Genomic DNA, 18,505 nt, shown 5'->3' with positions numbered 1-18,505 from the left:
GCTCAGGACTGCGCGGTCAGCTTGAGCTGGTTCATCACGGTACGGATGTCCGGAAGCAGCTGCTTGCCCTCGTCCGGGATCGACACGAACACGATGGCGGGCGCGCTGCCGCCGGTGTTGACCGCCATCGTGACGATCGTGGCCTTCTCCGTGCCGGCGGTCATGGCGTACGCGATGAGCCGGCCGGTGGAGTTGCCCACCTTGATCGGCTGCTGTGCGATCTTCCTGACCTTGTTGCCGTCGGGGTAGAAGTCCTTGCGGGCCTGCAGCACCATGCGCCTGATGACCGGCTCCAGGTCGTCCTCCTGGTACAGGGAGGACAGGTTCGCCGGCAGCGGGCCCGACATGACCTGGGCGTACTTGTCGGGCGCGACCTCCGTGTACTGGCGGGTGTCGTAGCCGAACGTGGACTTGACCGTGGCCCGCTGGTCGAGCTGCCAGCTGCCGCCCAGGCGGGGCAGGGAGACGCCGGCCGCCGCGTCCTCGACCCGGCCGGTCACCGGGGACGCCTTGCCCGGGTACTTGGGCAGGGCGGGGATCGTGGTGGAGCGCTTGCCCGGGCCCGTCTTCGTCGGGCCCGCCGAGGCCGCGGGGGAGGAGGCGGTCTTGCCCTCCGGGGTGTCCTCGCCGGCCAGCGGGCCCGCGAGGAAGGCCCACAGCAGCGCCGCGATCAAGGCGATCACGACCGAGCCGCCGAGCGCGTAGACCCAGATGGGCTTGCCCTGCTCGTCGTCCAGGGAGTCGTGGTCGCCGCCCTGGTACTCGTCGCCGAAGACGTTGTTCCAGAGCTCCTGCTGACGGTCGGGGGGCGGGGTGCGCGAGCCGCTGATCTGGCCGGCCGTCACGAACCGGCGGTCGGGGTCGGAGGGGTCGCGGTTCAGGTTCGAGCCGGGGCGCGGCTGGTCGGGGTGGCCGTCGCCGGGCATGCCCGGTCCGGCCGGGGGCGCGCCGACGTGGGCCGCCGCGAGCGGGCCCGGGGGCATCGCGGGGCCGCCCACCATGGTGTCGGCCTGCCGGCCGCCGTACATGACGGTGTGCTCGTCGGCCGGGACGGCGGACGGCGCGCCGGGCCCGTCGAGCGGCGACGGCGCGGGCTGGACGGGAGCGTCGAGCGGGCCGGGCGCGCGGCCCAGCGTGACCGTGTGGTCCAGCGGGTCGGCGACGGGCGCCGACGGGGCGGGGGCGGGGCTGTTGGGCCAGGGCGCCGGCGTGGACAGGTTGGACCACGCGCCGGGGGACGGCGTCGGCGGCTGCGACCAGGCGGGCACCGGGTCCTGCGGCTGGACCGGCTGCTGCTGCTCCGGCCAGGAGACGGGGACCTCCTGGCGGGGGGTCTCGGGCCAGCCCTGCTCCTGCCGGGGCGGGTCGGGCCAGGACGGCCGCGCCGGCTCCGGCCACGACGCGTCGCCGCCCCGCTGCTGCCCGCGGCCGTCGTTCCGCGAAGAGTCGTTGCGCGAAGAGTCGTTGCGAGGGAGATCGTTCCGCGGTGAGTCGTTGCGCGGGACGTCGGGCCAGGAGGTGTCGGGGCGCGGCGGCTCGGGCCAGGAAGGCGCCTGCGGGGCCTCGGGCCAGGACGGCTGGGCCGGGGCGGCCTCCGGCCACGACATCGGCACGCCGGAGGACTCCTGCCCGCCGGACGGCCAGGAGGAAGGCACGTCGTTGCGGACCTCCGGCCAGGACGGTGGCAGGTGCGACGCCCCGGAGCTCGCGGAATTCTCCGTTGACATTGCTGCCGGCCCTCCCGAGGTTGTGTCCGGATGTGCCGCTATATCCGGATTTGACGTACCAGGCATGATCTCATGGGATTTTCCAGGAGATACGGCTGGTTTCGCAGCGAAACGAGCGAAGCCGTGCGGATCGGTTGGCGGATCCTGCAGCGGCAGGTCGCCCTCCGGTCGATCTGGCTCAGCTGGGTACACCACGCGACGACAGTATTCTAAAGGGACATATGAGGTCACAACGGATACATCACCATCAGGTCTCGCTGGACCTGAAGGGTCTATTGTGCCTGCGCCGGTCGCCGGAGTATCTGCATTCCGTCGAAGACGTGCGCTAGGCTTGACACATGCGTTCCGCGACCCTGCTTCTTAGCGGGCCGCGACGGCCCTGAGAGGTCTCGCCGTCGCGGCTACCCCTCGTCGTGCACGAGGGGTTTTCTTATGGGTCCGAGTCAAGCCAGAAGGACAGTAGCCGTGAGTGAGTACGACCCGCAGGCGCTGCAGGCCAAGTGGCAGCAGCGATGGGAGGAACAGGAGCCCCACCGGGCGAGCGAGGACGCGGCCGACCCCCGGGAGCGGCGCTACATGCTCGACATGTTCCCCTACCCGTCGGGCGACCTCCACATGGGCCACGGCGAGGTGTTCGCCATCGGCGACGTCGTCGCGCGCTACTGGATGCAGCAGGGCTACAACGTCCTGCACCCGATCGGCTGGGACTCCTTCGGCCTGCCCGCCGAGAACGCCGCGATCAAGCGCAACGCCCACCCCGCCGAGTGGACCTACGCCAACATCGAGACGCAGGCCAACTCCTTCCGGCGCTACGGCATCTCCTTCGACTGGTCGCGCCGCCTGCACACCAGCGACCCCGAGTACTACCGCTGGAACCAGTGGCTGTTCAACCGCTTCTTCGAGCGCGGCCTGGCCTACCGCAAGGGCGGCCTGGTCAACTGGTGCCCCAACGACCAGACGGTGCTGGCCAACGAGCAGGTCGTGGCCGGCAGGTGCGAGCGCTGCGGCGCCGACGTCATCCGCCGCGAGCTGACGCAGTGGTACTTCAAGATCACTGACTACGCCCAGCGCCTGCTGGACGACATGGAGCAGCTCGACGGCTGGCCCGAGCGCCTGCTGACCATGCAGCGCAACTGGATCGGCCGCTCCGAGGGCGCCGACGTGCTGTTCGAGATCGAGGGCCGCGACGAGCCGGTCCACGTCTACACCACGCGCCCCGACACCCTGTACGGCGCCACGTTCTTCGTGGTCGCGGTCGACGCCGCGCTGGCCGACGAGATCGTCACCGACGAGCAGCGCCCGGCCTTCGAGGCCTACCGCGCCGAGGTCGCCAAGCTGAGCGACATCGAGCGCCTGTCCACCGACAAGGAGAAGAGCGGCGTCTTCCTGGGCCGCCACGCGGTCAACCCGGTCAGCGGCGAGCGCATCCCGGTCTGGGCGGCCGACTACGTGCTGTCCGACTACGGCCACGGCGCGATCATGGCCGTGCCCGCCCACGACCAGCGCGACCTCGACTTCGCCAGGAAGTTCGAGCTGCCGGTCAAGGTCGTCGTCCACACCGGCCTGGCCGACCCCGGCGAGACCGGCGAGGCCACGCCCGGCGAGGGCACGCTGGTCAACTCCGGCCCCCTCGACGGGCTGACCAAGGTCGAGGCAATCGCCAAGATCATCGAGATCCTGGAGGTCGAGGGCCGGGGCACCGGCGCGGTCAACTTCCGGCTGCGCGACTGGCTGCTGTCCCGCCAGCGCTTCTGGGGCACGCCGATCCCGATCATCCACTGCGCCGACTGCGGCGAGGTGCCCGTCCCCGACGAGCAGCTGCCCGTCACGCTGCCCGACCTGCGCGGCGAGGCGCTGGCGCCCAAGGGCGTCTCCCCGCTGGCCAGTGCCACCGACTGGGTCAACGTCGAGTGCCCCAAGTGCGGCGGGCCGGCCAAGCGCGACACCGACACGATGGACACGTTCGTCGACTCGTCCTGGTACTTCCTGCGCTACACCTCGCCCGGCTACACCGACGGGCCGTTCGACCCCGAGCAGGTGCGCAAGTGGGGCCCGATCGACCAGTACGTCGGCGGCATCGAGCACGCCGTCCTCCACCTGCTGTACTCGCGCTTCTTCACCAAGGTCCTGCACGACATGGGCATGGTGAGCTTCACCGAGCCGTTCCTGCGCATGCTGAACCAGGGGCAGGTGATCAACGGCGGCAAGGCGATGTCGAAGTCCCTGGGCAACGGCATCGACCTGGGCCAGCAGATCGACGCGTACGGCGTCGACGCCGTACGCCTGACGATGATCTTCGCCGGTCCGCCGGAGGACGACATCGACTGGGCCGACGTCTCGCCGGCCGCCTCGCAGAAGTTCCTGGCCCGCGTGCTGCGCGTGATGTCGGAGCCGACCGCCGAGCCCGGCGTGCCGTTCGAGGGCGGCGACGTCGAGCTGCGCAAGGTCACCCACCGCACGATCGACGAGGTCACCAAGCTGGTCGAGTCGCAGCGCTTCAACGTCGCGGTGGCCCGCATGATGGAGCTGACCTCGGCCGCCCGTAAGGCCATCGACTCCGGTCCCGGCGCGGCCGACCCGGCGGTGCGCGAGGCCGCCGAGTCGCTGGCCGTCATGCTGTCGCTGGTGGCGCCCTACGTCGCCGAGGAGGGCTGGGAGCGCCTGGGCCGCACCGGTCCGGTCGCCTTCGCCGGCTGGCCGGTCGCCGACCCCGCGCTGCTGGTGCAGGAGTCGGTCACGTGCGTGGTGCAGGTGGCGGGCAAGGTGCGCGACCGGCTGGAGGTCGCCCCCGACATCTCCGAGGACGAGCTGCGGGCCCTGGCCCTGGCCTCCGACAAGGTGGCCGCCTACCTCCAGGGCGCGCCGCGCAAGGTGATCGTGCGCGCGCCCAAGCTGGTCAACATCGTCCCGTAGGCGTCTAGAGCCGGCGCAGGGCCGGCAGGAGCTCCTTCTCCGCCCAGTCGAAGAACGGCTCCTGCTGGTCGTGCCCGATCTGCACGAGCGCCACGTGCGTGTACCCGGCGTCGGCGAACTTCTTGACGCCCTGCACGACCGCGTCCAGGTCGTCGCCGCAGGGCACGCTCTCGGCGACGTCCTCGGGGCGTACCGAGCCGGCCGCGGCGGTGAAGTTCACCGGGCCGGGCAGCTCGGCCATGACCTTCCAGCCGCCCACGCCCGACCAGCGCCACAGCCGGTGCGCCCGCTCCTTGGCGGCCTCGGGGTCGGTGTCGTAGGCGATGGGAAGCTGGCCGTAGACCGGCTTGCCCTGGCCGCCCGCGGCGTGGAACTGCTGCACCACCTCGGGCATCGGGTCGTTGATGACCAGCACGTCGCCCAGCTCCGCGGCGAGCTCGGCCGACCGGCCGCCGGAGGCGGCGATGCCGATCGGCACCTGCTCGTCCGGCAGGTCGTAGAGCTTGGCGGAGTCGACGTCGAAGAACTCGCCCTGGTAGGTGACGTACTCGCCGCTGAACAGCTCCTTGATGATCTGCACGGCCTCGGCGAACATCCGGTGCCTGGTGTCCACCGGCGGCCAGCCCTCGCCGACGACGTGCTCGTTGAGGTTCTCACCGGCGCCCAGGCCCAGGGTGAACCTGCCCTCGCTCAGCACCCCCATCGTGGCCGCCTTCTGCGCCACCACGGCCGGGTGGTAACGCATGATGGGGCAGGTCACGTACGTCATGAGCGGCAGGCGCTGGGTGACCTGCGCCGCCGCGCCCAGCACCGACCAGCAGTATGGCGAGTGGCCCATCTCCTCGATCCACGGGAAGTAGTGGTCGGAGATGACCGCGTAGTCGAAGCCGACGCGCTCGGCGGTGGCGGCGTAGTCCACGAGTTCGCGGGCCGGGGTCTGCTCGGACATCAAGGTGTAGCCGATTTGTACCATGCGCTCCGGCTACCCAGCTTTGTCCGGATTAGGGTCGGGCGTCCGGAGATCAATCGCCACCGCGCAGCTCCTCGATCACCAGCCCCAGGCCGATGGCCAGCAGCCAGAGGTCCTTGGACAGGCCGATGCCCTGCTGGGTCGGGCGCAGGCTGCCCTCCTCGCGCATGCCCGGCGTCCTGACGTAGAGCCCGAGCAGCCCCGCCGCGAACGCGGTCAGCCCCGCGCCGGCCAGCAACGACGGCACGAACGGCAGGACGAGCGCGGCCCCGAGGGCGAGCTCGCCCTTCGACAGCAGCCGGGTGAAGGCCACCGGGTCCAGGCCGCGCAGGAACGGGTACGTGCCCGCGGCCATGCCGTGCAGGCCGGCCGCCGTCTGCTCGTCGGCCTTGGTCTTGCCGATCCCGGAGTTGAGGATGATGGCGGCGGCGGCCAGGCGGCCCGGAAGCTGGTGCGGGCGGACGAAAAGTCGCATGATTCCTCACAGCGTGTGATTTGTGGCGATTGGCTCCTTCCCTGCCGTTCACCGCACATCCGGGACATCGGACGGTCTTGGCTGTTCGCGGAGGGTGGACCCTGCTGTGAGAGAAAATCTTTAGCTCGTTTGGTGTCTCGCATTAGTGTCTAGCTGTGACATATGGCGCATACCTGAGATATCCACATCTGTCCGGTGACCTGGTCACCTTCGTCGCCGACGACGATGTCTGGCTCGCCCCCGTCGCCGGCGGCCGGGCCTGGCGCTTCACCGCCGACCGCGTGCCGGTCTCCTCCCCGCGGTTCTCGCCCGACGGCTCGCGCATCGCGTGGACCAGCGGCAAGGAGGGCGCTCCCGAGGTGTTCGCGGCCGAGCTCGACGGCGCCGAGGGCACCCGGCTGACGCACTGGGGCAACGCCATGACCGGCGTCCGCGGCTGGACCGCGGACGGAGCCGTGCTCGCGGTCAGCTCCACCGGGGAGGCGTCACGTACCCGGCTGTGGGCGTACGCCGTGCCGCTCGACGGAGGGCCGGCCGAGCGGCTGCCGTACGGGTGGGTCGGCGAGGCGGCCGTCAGCGGCGCGAAGGTGGCCACGGTGTCGCCGGTCTGGCGCGAGCCGTCCCAGTGGAAGCGCTACCGGGGCGGTACGGCGGCCAAGATCTGGGTCGACGCCGACGGCGACGGGGAGTTCGCCAGGCTGTTCGCCGACAGCCCCGCCCAGTACTGGGCGGTGAACTGGGTCGGCGACCGGATCGTCTACCTGTCCGACGCGGACGGGGTGGGGAACCTCTACTCGGCCCTTCCCGACGGGTCCGACGTGCGCCGGCACACCAGCCACGACGAGTTCTACGCCCGTCACGCCACGAGCGACGGTGAGCGGGTGATCTACAGCCACGCGGGGGACCTGTGGCTGCTGGAGAGCCTCGACGCCGAGCCGTACAAGCTGGAGGTGAAGCTCGGCGGCCCGCGGCCGGGACGGGCCCGGCGGCCCGCGCCCACGCGCGTCGGCGGCTTCTCCCCGGACGCGACCGGACGGGCCAGCGCGGTCGAGATCCGCGGCACCGCGCACTGGGTGACCCACCGCGACGGGCCCGCGGGCGCGCTCCGGGTGGAACCCGGCGTGCGGGTACGCCTGCCGCGCGCCCTCGGCGCCGACGGGCGGGCCGTGTGGGTCTCCGACGCCGGCGGCGAGGACGGGCTGGAGATCGGCACCCCCGGCGGCGAGATCAGGAGCCTGGCCGGCGGGCAGCTCGGCAGGGTGCTCGAACTGACCGCCGCGCCCGACGGCAAGCACGCGGCCGTGGCCACGCACGACGGGCGGCTGCTCGTCGTGGACCTGGAGTCGGGCGACCTGCGCGAGCTCGACCGCACCACGCAGGGCGACATCAGCGGGGTCACCTTCTCGCCGGACTCCGGCTGGCTGGCCTGGGTGCACCCCGACCACGAGCCGCTGTCGCAGATCAAGATGGGCCGCGTGGACGGCACGTCCGTGATCGACGTGACGCCGCTGCGCTTCTCCGACTACGACCCGGTGTTCACCAAGGACGGCAAGCACCTGGCCTTCCTGTCGGTGCGCACGTTCGACCCGGTGTACGACGCGCACGTGTTCGACCTGTCGTTCCCGGCGGGCTGCCGGCCGTACATCGTGCCGCTGCAGGCCGCCACGCCGTCGCCGTTCGACCCCTCGTTGCAGGGGCGCGGGTTCAACGGGGAGGACGACAAGCCCGGCAAGGACGACAAGAAGGACGACGCGCCGCCGCGTACCGAGGTGGACCCGGAGGCGCTGGCCTCTCGCGTGGTGCCCGTACCCGTGCCGGCGGGCCGCTACGGCAACCTCAGGACCGCCAAGGACGCGCTGCTCTGGCTCCGCCACCCCCTTGCGGGCCAGCTCGGCGACGGCACCGAGCCGGTCACCGAGATCGTGCTCGAACGCTACGACCTCAAGAAGCGCGCCAAGGCCGAGCTGGGCAAGGAGGTGCGGGCCTTCGAGGTCAGCGGCGACGGCACCAGGCTCGTCACCAACGGCAAGAACGGCCTGCAGACGCGGGCGGCCGGCGAGGGCGACGAGGTCGTCACGATCGACCTCGACCGGATCACCGTCCAGATCGACCCGGTCGCCGAGTGGCGCCAGGGCTACCGCGAGGCCGGACGGCTCATGCGCGACCACTTCTGGCGCGAGGACATGGGCGGCGTCGACTGGCAGGCCACGCTCGACCGGTACGAGCCGCTGGTCGACCGCCTCGGCTGCCACTCCGAGCTGATCGACCTGCTGTGGGAGGTGCAGGGCGAGCTGGGCACCTCGCACGCCTACGCCAGGGGCCACGACGGCGTCACCGATCCGCGCCGCCGCCAGGGCCTGCTCGGCGCCGACCTGGCCAAGGACGAGGACGGGACCTGGCGGGTCGAGCGCATCCTGCCGGGCGAGACCTCCGACCACGCGGCCCGCTCGCCGCTGCTCGCGCCCGGCGTCGCGATCCGTCCCGGCGACGCGATCGTGGCGGTGGGCGGACGTCCGGTCGATCCGGTACGCGGCCCGCTCGCGCTGCTGTCCGGCACCGCCGACCAGCCCGTGGAGCTGACCGTGCGGCCCGCGGCCGGCGGCTCGCCGCGCCGGGTCGTCGTCACCCCGCTCGCCGACGACAGCCAGCTGCGCTACCACGACTGGGTGGAGAGCCGGCGGGCCTTCGTCCGCGAGTCGTCCGGCGGGCGGCTCGGTTACCTGCACGTCCCGGACATGGTGGCCTCGGGATGGGCACAGTTCCACCGCGACCTGCGGACCGAGATGGCCTTCGACGGACTGGTCGTGGACGTGCGCGAGAACGGCGGCGGGCACCTGTCGGAGCTGGTGCTGGAGAAGTTGTCGCGCAAGGTCACCGGCTGGGCGCGGGCCCGCGGCTACGAGCCGATGCGCTACCCCGAGGACTCGCCCCGCGGGCCCATCGTGGCCGTCGCCGACGAGTTCGCCGGGTCCGACGGCGACATCGTCAGCGCCGGGATCAAGAACCGCGCCCTCGGCCCGCTGGTCGGCACCAGGACCTGGGGCGGCGTCATCGGCATCGACTCGCGCTACTCCCTGGTGGACGGGACCGTGGTGACCCAGCCGCGGTACGCGTTCTGGCTGGACGGGCCGGGCTGGGGGGTGGAGAACCACGGCGTCGATCCCGACGTCGAGGTCGTGATCACGCCGCAGGACCGGGTGGCGGGCCGCGACCCGCAGCTGGCGAAGGCGGTCGAGCTGGCGCTCGCCGCGTTGGAGGAGCGTCCGGCCGCCACCGCGCCGGACCTGCCGCCGCTGGCCTGACCGCCCTGAGGGGCGGCCCGCCGGGGCCGCCCCTCAGCACAGTCTGGTGAGGATCTCCGGGAACGCCGGTTCTCTCAGCTCAGTCTGGTGAGGATCTCCGAGAGCACCGGTTCGGTCGTCGCGAAGTTCAGCCGTACGTAGTCCGCGCCGCCCGGCCCGAACGACGCGCCGTCGTTGAGCCGCACCCTGGCCTCCCGCTCGATGACCTCGGCCATGCCGGGCCGCCCGGTGTGCAGCCACGCCAGGTAGGTGGCCTGGGGCATCCGGTACCCGAACCGGTCCGGCAGCCGCTCGGCGATCAGCCGGCGGTTGCGGTCGAGCAGCGCCCGGGTCCGGTCCAGCCAGGCGTCGCCGTGCCGCCAGGCCGCGACCGTGGCCTCCACCCCGAACAGGTGCGTCGACCCGAAGAGGAACGGCGGCTGCGCCGCCAGGGCCGCGCGCACCCCGGCGTGCCCGATGTGGGCGACCGAGCAGCGGATGCCGCCCAGGTTGAACGCCTTCGTCGCCGAGGTGAGCGTGACCGTGCGCTCGGGGAGGATCGTGGCGAAGGGGATGTGCCGGTGGGACTCGTAGGTGAGGTCGGCGTGGATCTCGTCGGCCAGCACCAGCAGGTCGTGGCGTTCGACGTGCTCGGCCAGCTCTTCCAGCTCGGCGCGGGTGAACACGCGGCCCGTCGGGTTCTGCGGGTTGACCAGCAGGAGCACCCGGCAGCCGGACAGGTCGGGCACCTTGAACCGCCACGCGTCGCCGTCCGGTTCGAGCTGGATGGGGACGAGCGGACGTTCCATCACGCCGAGGGTCGTCAGGAACGGGTGGTAGGCGGGGGTGTGCAGCGCGACGCCGTCCCCGGGCCTGGTCCAGAGGTGCAGCAGCACCTGGAGGGCCTGGTTGATGTCGCTGAACGTGTGGACGTGCGAGGGGTCGGCCGTCCAGCCGTGGCGGGCGGCCATGCGCTCGGCGAACGCCTCGGCCAGGGGGCCGCCCTGCGGCTTGTCCAGCCAGGTCGGGTAGCCGAGATCGCCGGCGGCGCGGCGGGTCAGGGCCTCGACCACCTCGGGGGCGGTGGCCAGGTCCATGTCGGCGATCCAGGCGGGGATGACACCGGGGGCGGTGATTGCCCATTTGAGACCGTCATGCGTCTCTTTGAGGTCCTTCATCTCTTTGGAGGCGGGGGTCTCTTTTGGGGCATTCATGTCGGTCACGGGCACAGTCTAGGAGTGTGCGGTGTGGCGGGGCGGAGGCGTGCGCGTGGTGCCGGTGCCCGCGGATGGGGGCGTTGTGGAGGCGCCCGTCGCTGCGAGGACGGAGGCTCAGGCCTCGGTCGGGGCAGGCGCGTTCTGGTCCGGGGCCCGAAGGAACGTCCCGGGAGAAAGGCGAGCGGGCGAAACGACGCCGCCCCCCACGCGAGGCCGGGATGGAAGGGCCTCGACGTTGGAGGGCGGCGTTCGGTGCGTGCGACTTGCGAGGAATCGCCACAGGGCGCCGACGACCGCAGCCCCCGTGCGAGGGAGGCCGGATCGCGAGAAATCGAACGACGGCCGCAGCCTCTCAGGGAGGGCGGCCGGCCGGCGGAGGACTAGAGGCGGCGGAGGACGGCCACCACCTTGCCCAGAACGCTGGCCTCGTCACCGGGGATGGGCTCGTAGTTCGGGTTGTGAGGCACCAGCCACACGTGCCCGTCCTTGCGCTTGAACGTCTTGACCGTGGCCTCGCCCTCGATCATGGCGGCCACGATGTCACCGCTCTCGGCGACCGGCTGCTGGCGGACGACCACCCAGTCGCCGTCGGCGATGGCGGCCTCGATCATCGAGTCACCGGCGACCTGGAGCAGGAAGAGCGTGCCCTCGCCGACGAGCTGCTTGGGCAGGGCGAAGACGTCTTCCACGCTCTCCTCGGCCAGGATCGGGCCACCGGCGGCGATGCGGCCCACGAGCGGGACGTAGGCGGCGGTCGGCCGGCTCACCGGAGCCTCGTCGTCGGTCGCGTCGGGGTCGACCCACAGCACGGGCTCGCCGGGCAGGCGCACCTCCAGGGCGCGCGGCCGGTGCGGGTCGCGCCGCAGGTAGCCCTTGCGCTGCAGGGCGGTCAACTGGTGCGACACGCTGGACGTGCTCGTCAGCTGCACGGCCTCGCCGATCTCGCGCATCGAGGGCGGGTATCCGCGCTGCTGCACCGAATCGCGGATCACTTCGAGGATCTTGCGCTGCCTGGGTGTCAGGCCCAGGGAGTCGCGCCGGCGCACCGCGAGGTCTGTGACCCCGTTAGCGTCTTCCCGCTCGCTCATGCTCTTCCTCCTCGCCTGGCGGCGGCCCGCCTCACCGGCGAACCTCCCGGTCCGTGGTCTTGATGTCGCACACAGCGACCGTATCGCTGTTGAAGATCATCTTCAAACAATTGTTCGAGTCTTCCTCGAAATTGTCGCCAGCGTGGTGTACAACATCGTACGGGAGTTCGATCGACACCGTGTTCGATTTGCTGATCTTATTTTGGCCGTTTCCTCGGGCCAGACGGCGGGAGGTCAATCGTGCGAACGACCCCGAACACCGACACGACCAGCGAAGACGCCAATCGGCTCACCCTCATCGCCGACGCCACCCGGGGCGGGGATCGACGAGGCGACGACCCGCGTACCGACTCCGGCCGCCAGGAAAATCCGGGAAAACGACCGGCTCCCGATTCGAACACCCGGCGGCGCCGCGCCGGCGGCTCCGGGGGAGCCGCCCGCGGCTCGGACCGCCCCCGACTGTGGCTGGTCCCCTCCCCGCGTCCCGACGCGGATACGGACGCTGACCGGACGCTGCCTCACGAGGGCGGTGGGCAGCCGCTCGCCGACGACACGCTCACCACCCGCCGCCGAGCCGAAGGCAGGCAAGGCGCGCCCGGCACGGACATGACCGAACCCCGCGCCCGCCCGCCCGAGCCCGGCACCCGTCACCGACGGCCACCCGAAGCGGGCGGACACCGCCCGGAGGGCGAGGCGGCGGGGTGGGAAAGCCGAGGCGAGGCGGAGCGGCAGGGAACGCGAGGTCTGGCGGAGACGCCGGGAAGGCGAGTTCAGGGGGAGGCGTCAGAGAGGCGAGTTCAGGGGGAGGCGTCGGAGAGGCGGGGGCGAGGGGGCCGTGCGGCGCGACAGGCGGGCCGGAACTCGGCGATCCTGCCGGAAGGGCAGCAGGAGCGCCAGGCGGAAGCCCGAGCGGATCGCCCCTGGGAACGGCGGCGTCCGGGGGAGGCCACGGGCCGCCCCGACCTGCGCAGGCGGCGCTCGGGTGAGCCCGCAGGCCGGCCCGAGGTACGAAGGCGGCGCTCTGGCGAGTCGACCGAGCAACCCGCACCACAGGGGCGACGCCGGAAGAGGGGCGAGCGGTTGGACGAGCAGGGACGACGCCAGGAGGAGACCGCCGAGCGGTCGAGCAACCAGGGGCGGCGCTCGGGACGGTTGGTGGAGCGGCTGGGCGAGCCGGGGCGGAACTCGGGAGAGTCGGTCGAGCGGTCGGGCAGGCAGGGGCGGCGCTCGGGACGGACGGCGGAGCGGTTCATGGCACGGGGGCGGCGCTCGGGGGAGGTCGCGGGACGGGAGCGGGGGCAGGTGATGAGCGGGCCGGGGGGCTCGCGGCGTCAGGGGGCGCGGGGGAACGGGGGTTCTGGTGACGGTGAGGCTCGCGGGGGGCGGGAGATGTTGGGACGTGTTGTGGGGGCGGAAGGTGCTCCGGCCGGTGACGGTGCGGGGCTTGTGCGGAATCGTCGTACGTTGCGGCGGCGGAGGCGGGGTGCCGGGGTGGTTTCTGGAGGTGGCGCCGGCGTCAAGGCTCCGGCTCCTCCGGTGCGGCTGACCCGGCGGGGGCGGATCGTGCTGGTGGTGGCGATGGTGTTGTTCTCCCTGGGCGGGTTCTGGCTCGGGACGCGGGCGGCCGGCCGTGCGGCTGTGGGCGTCGGGATGCCCGGAGGTTCCGCTGTGGGCGTCGGGGTGCCTGGTCACGTGGCTGTGGGTGCCGGGATGCCTGGCCGGGCGTTGCCATGGGCGAAGGTCGGCTGAGGGAACACGCTGCGGGGGTCGCGGACGCTGGGTGCAGGGGGTAGAGCCCCGTGGCCCCAAGGGGTGCCCAGGGGATGGGCCCCACGCTGGCGCGCCCTGCCTCGGGACGAGGGCTCGGCCGACCTGGCCCAGGGAAGCGGAAAGCCGGCACCCGGCCTCGCCCCCGAGGAAGCGGAACGTGGGCAGGTGGCCTGGCTCAAGGGAACGGGCCCCGAGGAACGGGCCCGGGGGCGGAAGCGGACCGGGGCTCAAGGAGGCGGGGCGTACGGGGGCGGGGCGTAGGGGTTCCGGGCGTTCTGTGGGGGTAGTGGAGGGGGCTTCGGGGGTGGTGGGAGGTGGGGGGAGGCTGTGGGCTCCGGTACCTTTGTGGGGCCTGTTTGGGCTGGTCGCCGTCGGGTGACAGGGGGCCGGCCCGGTGCGGCGCGCGGGGCGCCGGCCGGGGCGACACGCCCGAGGCTCCTGTGACTGAGGGGCTGATCAGCGACTTCAGCTCCACGGTGTTGCTCAACTTGCGTTCATGGTCGCGCGCTTCTACGGTTGGACCACAACATCTAGTAGTTACACCGATGTCGGTTCACCACACCTTGTGTTTCCGTGACCGCACCATGGCGAGCCGTGGGGCGTGCGCGAGCGTACCGCGGCGAGGGTTTTACGCGTGTGGTGGGCCGGGCGGGTCGAGGAGGCGAAGCCGTGCACTGTCCGTTCTGTCGCCACCCTGACACCAGGGTCATCGACAGCCGGTCCACGGACGACGGCGCGGCCATCAGGCGCCGCCGCACCTGTCCCGAGTGCGGGCGCAGGTTCACCACGCAGGAGACCGTCCTGCTGATGGTGAGCAAGCGTAGCGGGGTGACGGAGCCGTTCTCGCGGGACAAGGTCGTCGCGGGCGTGCGGCGGGCCTGTCAGGGCAGGCCGGTCAGTGAGGACTCGCTGGCACAGCTCGGGCAGCGGGTAGAGGAGGCCATCCGGGCCAAGGGCGCGGCCGAGCTGCCGTCGAACGAGGTGGGCCTGGCGATCCTCGGCCCGCTCCGGGAGCTGGACGAGGTGGCCTACCTGCGATTCGCATCGGTTTATCGCGGTTTCGAGAGCCTGGCGGACTTCGAGGCCGAGATCTCACAGTTGAAGGCGGAGAAGGGGGAGTCATGACGGACACGGCCAGCGGTTCAGTGGCGCGCGGGGGTAAGCGGCCGCGTAAGGGGCTGAGGATGAAGCGGATCTTCACGAAGCCCGGCGTGCACCCGTATGACGAGGTCCAGTGGGAGCGCCGTGACGTCGTGATGACGAACTGGCGCGACGGCTCGATCAACTTCGAGCAGCGGGGTGTCGAGTTCCCCGAGTTCTGGTCGGTGAACGCGGCCAACATCGTGACGACCAAGTACTTCCGCGGCGCCGTGGGCACGCCGCAGCGCGAGTGGAGCCTGAAGCAGCTCGTCGACCGGGTGGTCGGCGTCTACACCCGGACGGGCGTCGAGCACGGCTACTTCGCCGGCGACGAGGACGCCGAGATCTTCGACCACGAGCTCAAGCACGCGCTGGTCCACCAGGTCTTCGCGTTCAACTCGCCGGTCTGGTTCAACGTGGGCACCGCCTCGCCGCAGCAGGTCAGCGCGTGTTTCATCCTCTCCGTGGACGACCAGATGGAGTCGATCCTGGAGTGGTACAAGGAAGAGGGCGTGATCTTCAAGGGCGGTTCTGGGTCGGGCGTCAACCTGTCCCGCATCCGTTCGTCCAAGGAACTGCTCTCCAGCGGCGGCACGGCCAGCGGGCCGGTCAGCTTCATGCGCGGCGCGGACGCCTCCGCGGGCACGATCAAGTCGGGCGGCGCGACGCGCCGGGCGGCCAAGATGGTCGTGCTCGACGTCGACCACCCCGACATCGAGGAGTTCATCGAGACCAAGGCGCGCGAGGAGGACAAGGTCCGCGCCCTGCGTGACGCCGGTTTCGACATGGACCTGGGCGGCAAGGACATCGTGTCCGTCCAGTACCAGAACGCCAACAACTCGGTGCGCGTCTCCGACGAGTTCATGCGCGCGGTGGAGAAGGGCGACGAGTTCGGCCTGCGTGCCCGCCTGACCGGCGAGGTCATCGAGAAGGTCGACGCCAAGGACCTGTTCCGCAAGATGGCCAAGGCCGCCTGGGAGTGCGCCGACCCGGGCGTGCAGTACGACGACACGATCAACGACTGGCACACCACGCCGGAGACCGGCCGGATCACCGCCAGCAACCCGTGCTCCGAGTACGTGCACCTGGACAACTCCTCGTGCAACCTGGCCAGCATCAACCTGCTGAAGTTCCTGAAGGACGACAACACCTTCAACGTCGCCGACTTCGTCAAGCTGACCGAGCTGATCATCACCGCGATGGACATCTCGATCACCTTCGCCGACTTCCCGACCGAGCGCATCGGCGAGACCACGCGGGCCTACCGCCAGCTCGGCATCGGCTACGCCAACCTGGGCGCGCTGCTCATGGCCACGGGCCACGCCTACGACTCCGACGGCGGCCGCGCGGTGGCCGGGGCGATCACGTCGCTGATGACCGGTGTGTCCTACCGGCGCAGCGCCGAGCTGGCCGGGGTGGTCGGGGCGTACGACGGTTACGCCCGCAACGCCGAGCCGCACAAGCGGGTCATGCGCAAGCACGCCGCGGCCAACGACGACCTGCGCACGGTCGGCACCATGGACGCGAAGATCCACGCCGAGGCGTCGCGCCAGTGGTCGGAGTGCCTGAAGGTCGGCGAGAAGAACGGCTACCGCAACGCCCAGGCCAGCCTGCTCGCCCCCACCGGCACCATCGGCCTGATGATGGACTGCGACACCACCGGCATCGAGCCGGACCTCGCGCTGGTCAAGTTCAAGAAGCTGGTCGGCGGCGGCTCGATGCAGATCGTCAACCAGACGATCCCGCGGGCGCTCAGGCAGCTCGGCTACCAGCAGGAGCAGATCGAGGCCATCGTCGAGTACATCGGCGAGCACAGCCACGTCGTCGACGCCCCTGGCCTGCGCAAGGAGCACTACGAGGTGTTCGACTGCGCGATGGGCGAGCGGGCCATCGCGCCGATGGGCCACGTGCGGATGATGGCGGCGACCCAGCCGTTCCTGTCCGGTGCGATCTCCAAGACGGTCAACCTGCCGGAGTCGGCCACGATCGACGACATCGAGCAGGTCTACCTGGAGGGCTGGAAGCTCGGCCTGAAGGCGCTGGCCGTCTACCGCGACAACTGCAAGGTCGGCCAGCCGCTGTCGGCCGGCACCGGCGCCAAGAAGGACGAGCCGAAGGCCGTCGAGGCCGAGCCCGAGGTCAAGGTCATCGAGGTCAACCGGCCGACCCGGCGGCGCATGCCCAACCAGCGTCCCAGCATGACCACCCGCTTCACCGTGGGCGGCGCCAAGGGCTACATGACCGCTTCGTCCTACCCGGACGACGGGCTCGGCGAGGTCTTCCTCAAGATGTCCAAGCAGGGCTCGACGCTGGCGGGCGTCATGGACGCCTTCTCGGTGGCGATCTCCATCGGTCTCCAGTACGGGGTGCCGCTGGAGACGTACATGAGCAAGTTCGTGAACATGCGGTTCGAGCCGGCGGGCATGACGGACGACCCGGACATCCGGATGGCCACGTCGGTGATGGACTACATCTTCCGCCGCCTGGCCCTCGACCACCTGCCCTACGACGAGCGGGCGGCGCTCGGCATCTTCTCGGCGGCCGAGCGCGCCGCGCAGCAGCGCGGCGAGGACCCGGCGGCGCTGCAGGAGGCGGTCGACCGGGAGGCGCTGGCCCAGTCGGCGCCCATTGAGAAGCCGAAGGACGAGCCGAAGGACGAGCCGGTCCGGGAGCTGACGCTGGAGAGCCACCAGCGGTTCACCGCCGACGCGCCGCTCTGCATGACCTGCGGCACCAAGATGCGGCCGGCCGGAAGCTGCTACGTGTGCGAGGGCTGCGGCTCGACCAGCGGCTGCAGCTGATCCACGCTGAACTGAGATGAGGGGGGCCCGGGAACGGGTCCCCCTCATCGGCGTTCCGGGGTCAGGTTCCGGTCAGGAGGTCGCGCAGGACGTCGGGTTTGTCGGTGATGATGCCGTCCACCTGGTACGTCAGCAGGCGTTGCATGTCGTCGGGGTTGTCGACCGTCCAGGCGAAGACCTTCATGCCGTGCTCGTGGGCCAGCTTCACGTACGAAGGGGTGAGCGCGGAGTACGGCGGGTTGACGTGGTCGGCGAACCTGGCCAGACCGGGCAGCGCGGCGGTGCCCGGCGTGCCGAGCAGCCCGATCGGCACGTCGGGCAGCAGCCGGTGGAAGGCGCGCATCGAGTCCCAGTCGAACGACTGCGCCACCAGCCGCCCCGGCCCGAGCCAGGAGGGCTCGGCGCGCAGCGCCCGGACGATGCGGGCCTCGATGCCCGGGTAGAGCCGCGGCTCCTTGACCTCCAGCAGCATGCCGGCGCCGGACCCGGCCATCGCGCGCAGCGCCTCCTGCAGGGTCGGCACCCGCTCGCCGGTGTACTCCCGGTCGAACCAGGAGCCCGCGTCCAGCCTGCGGATCTGCGCGAGCGTGAGGTCGCGCACCCGCCACGGCGCCAGGCCGGGCAGGACGCGCTCGGCGTCGGTGGTCCGGACGAGGGTGGTGTCGTGCATCAGGACCAGCTCGTGGTCCTTGGTCTCCTGGACGTCCAGCTCGAACATGTCGGCCCCCTGGCGGGCGGCGAGCTGGAAGGCGGCGACGGTGTTCTCCGGCGCGTACGCCGACGCGCCCCGGTGGGCGACGTTGACCACTGTGGTCACAGCAGCGGCGGCGGCGGTGGGCGGGGAGGCCAGGGGGAGGAGGGCGAGGGGCAGGAACAGGGCGAGTCGCCGCAACATGGATCTCCTCGGTGGGGGAGAGACCGACAACCCCGACCATGACAAGGCAGGATGACCGTGAGTTGAGGGCAGAGTAACGCAGCGGTGCCCACCGGATGAGGCTTCGACACGCGGACATGCGAGAGGGCGGGGCGCCCGCGGCGGCCCGCCCCCACGGCGTTACACGCCGCGGGTTAAGATAGGAAGAGCGGGGGGGGGGGGAGGGGGAAGCAAGTCGGGTAGATATCG

Annotated in this window: 10 protein-coding genes; 4 read left to right on the top strand and 6 right to left on the bottom strand. The window is 71.3% G+C overall.

Features of this window, described 5'->3' with window-relative positions:
- Positions 1–2: 2 nt before the first annotated feature.
- Entirely contained in the window at positions 3–1,655 is a 1,653-nt protein-coding gene (locus tag ABZ444_RS21380; RefSeq protein ID WP_357999446.1) for a hypothetical protein, read from the bottom strand.
- A 504-nt stretch (positions 1,656–2,159) separates the two neighbouring features.
- Here ABZ444_RS21380 and leuS point away from each other — a divergent pair.
- A complete protein-coding gene (gene leuS, locus ABZ444_RS21375) occupies positions 2,160–4,640 on the top strand; it encodes a leucine--tRNA ligase (protein WP_357999443.1) in 2,481 nt (826 codons plus the stop codon).
- 4 nt (positions 4,641–4,644) lie between these two features.
- Here the strand turns inward: leuS and ABZ444_RS21370 are convergent, their stop codons facing one another.
- A complete protein-coding gene (locus tag ABZ444_RS21370; protein ID WP_357999440.1) occupies positions 4,645–5,613 on the bottom strand; it encodes a TIGR03557 family F420-dependent LLM class oxidoreductase in 969 nt (322 codons plus the stop codon).
- Positions 5,614–5,662: 49 nt separating this feature from the next.
- Entirely contained in the window at positions 5,663–6,085 is a 423-nt protein-coding gene (locus ABZ444_RS21365) for a hypothetical protein (protein WP_357999437.1), read from the bottom strand.
- Positions 6,086–6,240: 155 nt separating this feature from the next.
- On the opposite strand from ABZ444_RS21365, the gene ABZ444_RS21360 reads away from it, so the two are divergent.
- Positions 6,241–9,387 carry a PDZ domain-containing protein gene (locus ABZ444_RS21360; protein WP_357999434.1) on the top strand — a complete coding sequence of 1,049 codons (3,147 nt, stop codon included), beginning with the start codon at positions 6,241–6,243 and terminating at the stop codon, positions 9,385–9,387.
- A 74-nt stretch (positions 9,388–9,461) separates the two neighbouring features.
- Here the strand turns inward: ABZ444_RS21360 and ABZ444_RS21355 are convergent, their stop codons facing one another.
- Both ABZ444_RS21355 and lexA read right to left on the bottom strand, forming a co-directional pair.
- Positions 9,462–10,544, bottom strand: coding sequence for an aminotransferase class I/II-fold pyridoxal phosphate-dependent enzyme (locus ABZ444_RS21355; protein WP_357999431.1), 1,083 nt, complete (start codon positions 10,542–10,544; stop codon positions 9,462–9,464).
- 419 nt (positions 10,545–10,963) lie between these two features.
- The gene (gene lexA, locus ABZ444_RS21350; protein WP_352325993.1) at positions 10,964–11,671 is read right to left on the bottom strand and encodes a transcriptional repressor LexA; all 708 of its coding nucleotides are present in this window, start codon (positions 11,669–11,671) and stop codon (positions 10,964–10,966) included.
- 2,439 nt (positions 11,672–14,110) lie between these two features.
- Here lexA and nrdR point away from each other — a divergent pair.
- The gene (nrdR, locus tag ABZ444_RS21345; RefSeq protein ID WP_103955744.1) at positions 14,111–14,566 is read left to right on the top strand and encodes a transcriptional regulator NrdR; all 456 of its coding nucleotides are present in this window, start codon (positions 14,111–14,113) and stop codon (positions 14,564–14,566) included.
- Positions 14,563–17,382: a vitamin B12-dependent ribonucleotide reductase gene (locus tag ABZ444_RS21340; protein ID WP_357999428.1), complete on the top strand. Its 2,820-nt coding sequence runs from the start codon at positions 14,563–14,565 to the stop codon at positions 17,380–17,382. The genes nrdR and ABZ444_RS21340 overlap by 4 nt, the downstream gene beginning before the upstream one ends.
- Positions 17,383–17,443: 61 nt before the next feature.
- On the opposite strand, the gene ABZ444_RS21335 is transcribed toward ABZ444_RS21340, so the two are convergent.
- Positions 17,444–18,277, bottom strand: coding sequence for a glycerophosphodiester phosphodiesterase family protein (locus ABZ444_RS21335; RefSeq protein WP_357999426.1), 834 nt, complete (start codon positions 18,275–18,277; stop codon positions 17,444–17,446).
- Between the last annotated feature and the right edge of the window lie 228 nt (positions 18,278–18,505).

This window comes from Nonomuraea sp. NPDC005730 (assembly GCF_040630865.1).
In the GTDB taxonomy this organism is placed as follows: domain Bacteria; phylum Actinomycetota; class Actinomycetes; order Streptosporangiales; family Streptosporangiaceae; genus Nonomuraea.
This window is presented reverse-complemented; position numbering and strand designations above follow the sequence as displayed.

Coding starts and splice junctions, on each gene's coding strand:
- leuS (WP_357999443.1), top strand. CDS start 2,160: ATGGGTCCGAGTCAAGCCAGAAGGACAGTAGCCGTGAGTGAGTACGAC.
- ABZ444_RS21370 (WP_357999440.1), bottom strand. CDS start 5,613: ATGGTACAAATCGGCTACACCTTGATGTCCGAGCAGACCCCGGCCCGC.
- ABZ444_RS21365 (WP_357999437.1), bottom strand. CDS start 6,085: ATGCGACTTTTCGTCCGCCCGCACCAGCTTCCGGGCCGCCTGGCCGCC.
- ABZ444_RS21355 (WP_357999431.1), bottom strand. CDS start 10,544: ATGAAGGACCTCAAAGAGACGCATGACGGTCTCAAATGGGCAATCACC.
- lexA (WP_352325993.1), bottom strand. CDS start 11,671: ATGAGCGAGCGGGAAGACGCTAACGGGGTCACAGACCTCGCGGTGCGC.
- ABZ444_RS21340 (WP_357999428.1), top strand. CDS start 14,563: ATGACGGACACGGCCAGCGGTTCAGTGGCGCGCGGGGGTAAGCGGCCG.
- ABZ444_RS21335 (WP_357999426.1), bottom strand. CDS start 18,277: ATGTTGCGGCGACTCGCCCTGTTCCTGCCCCTCGCCCTCCTCCCCCTG.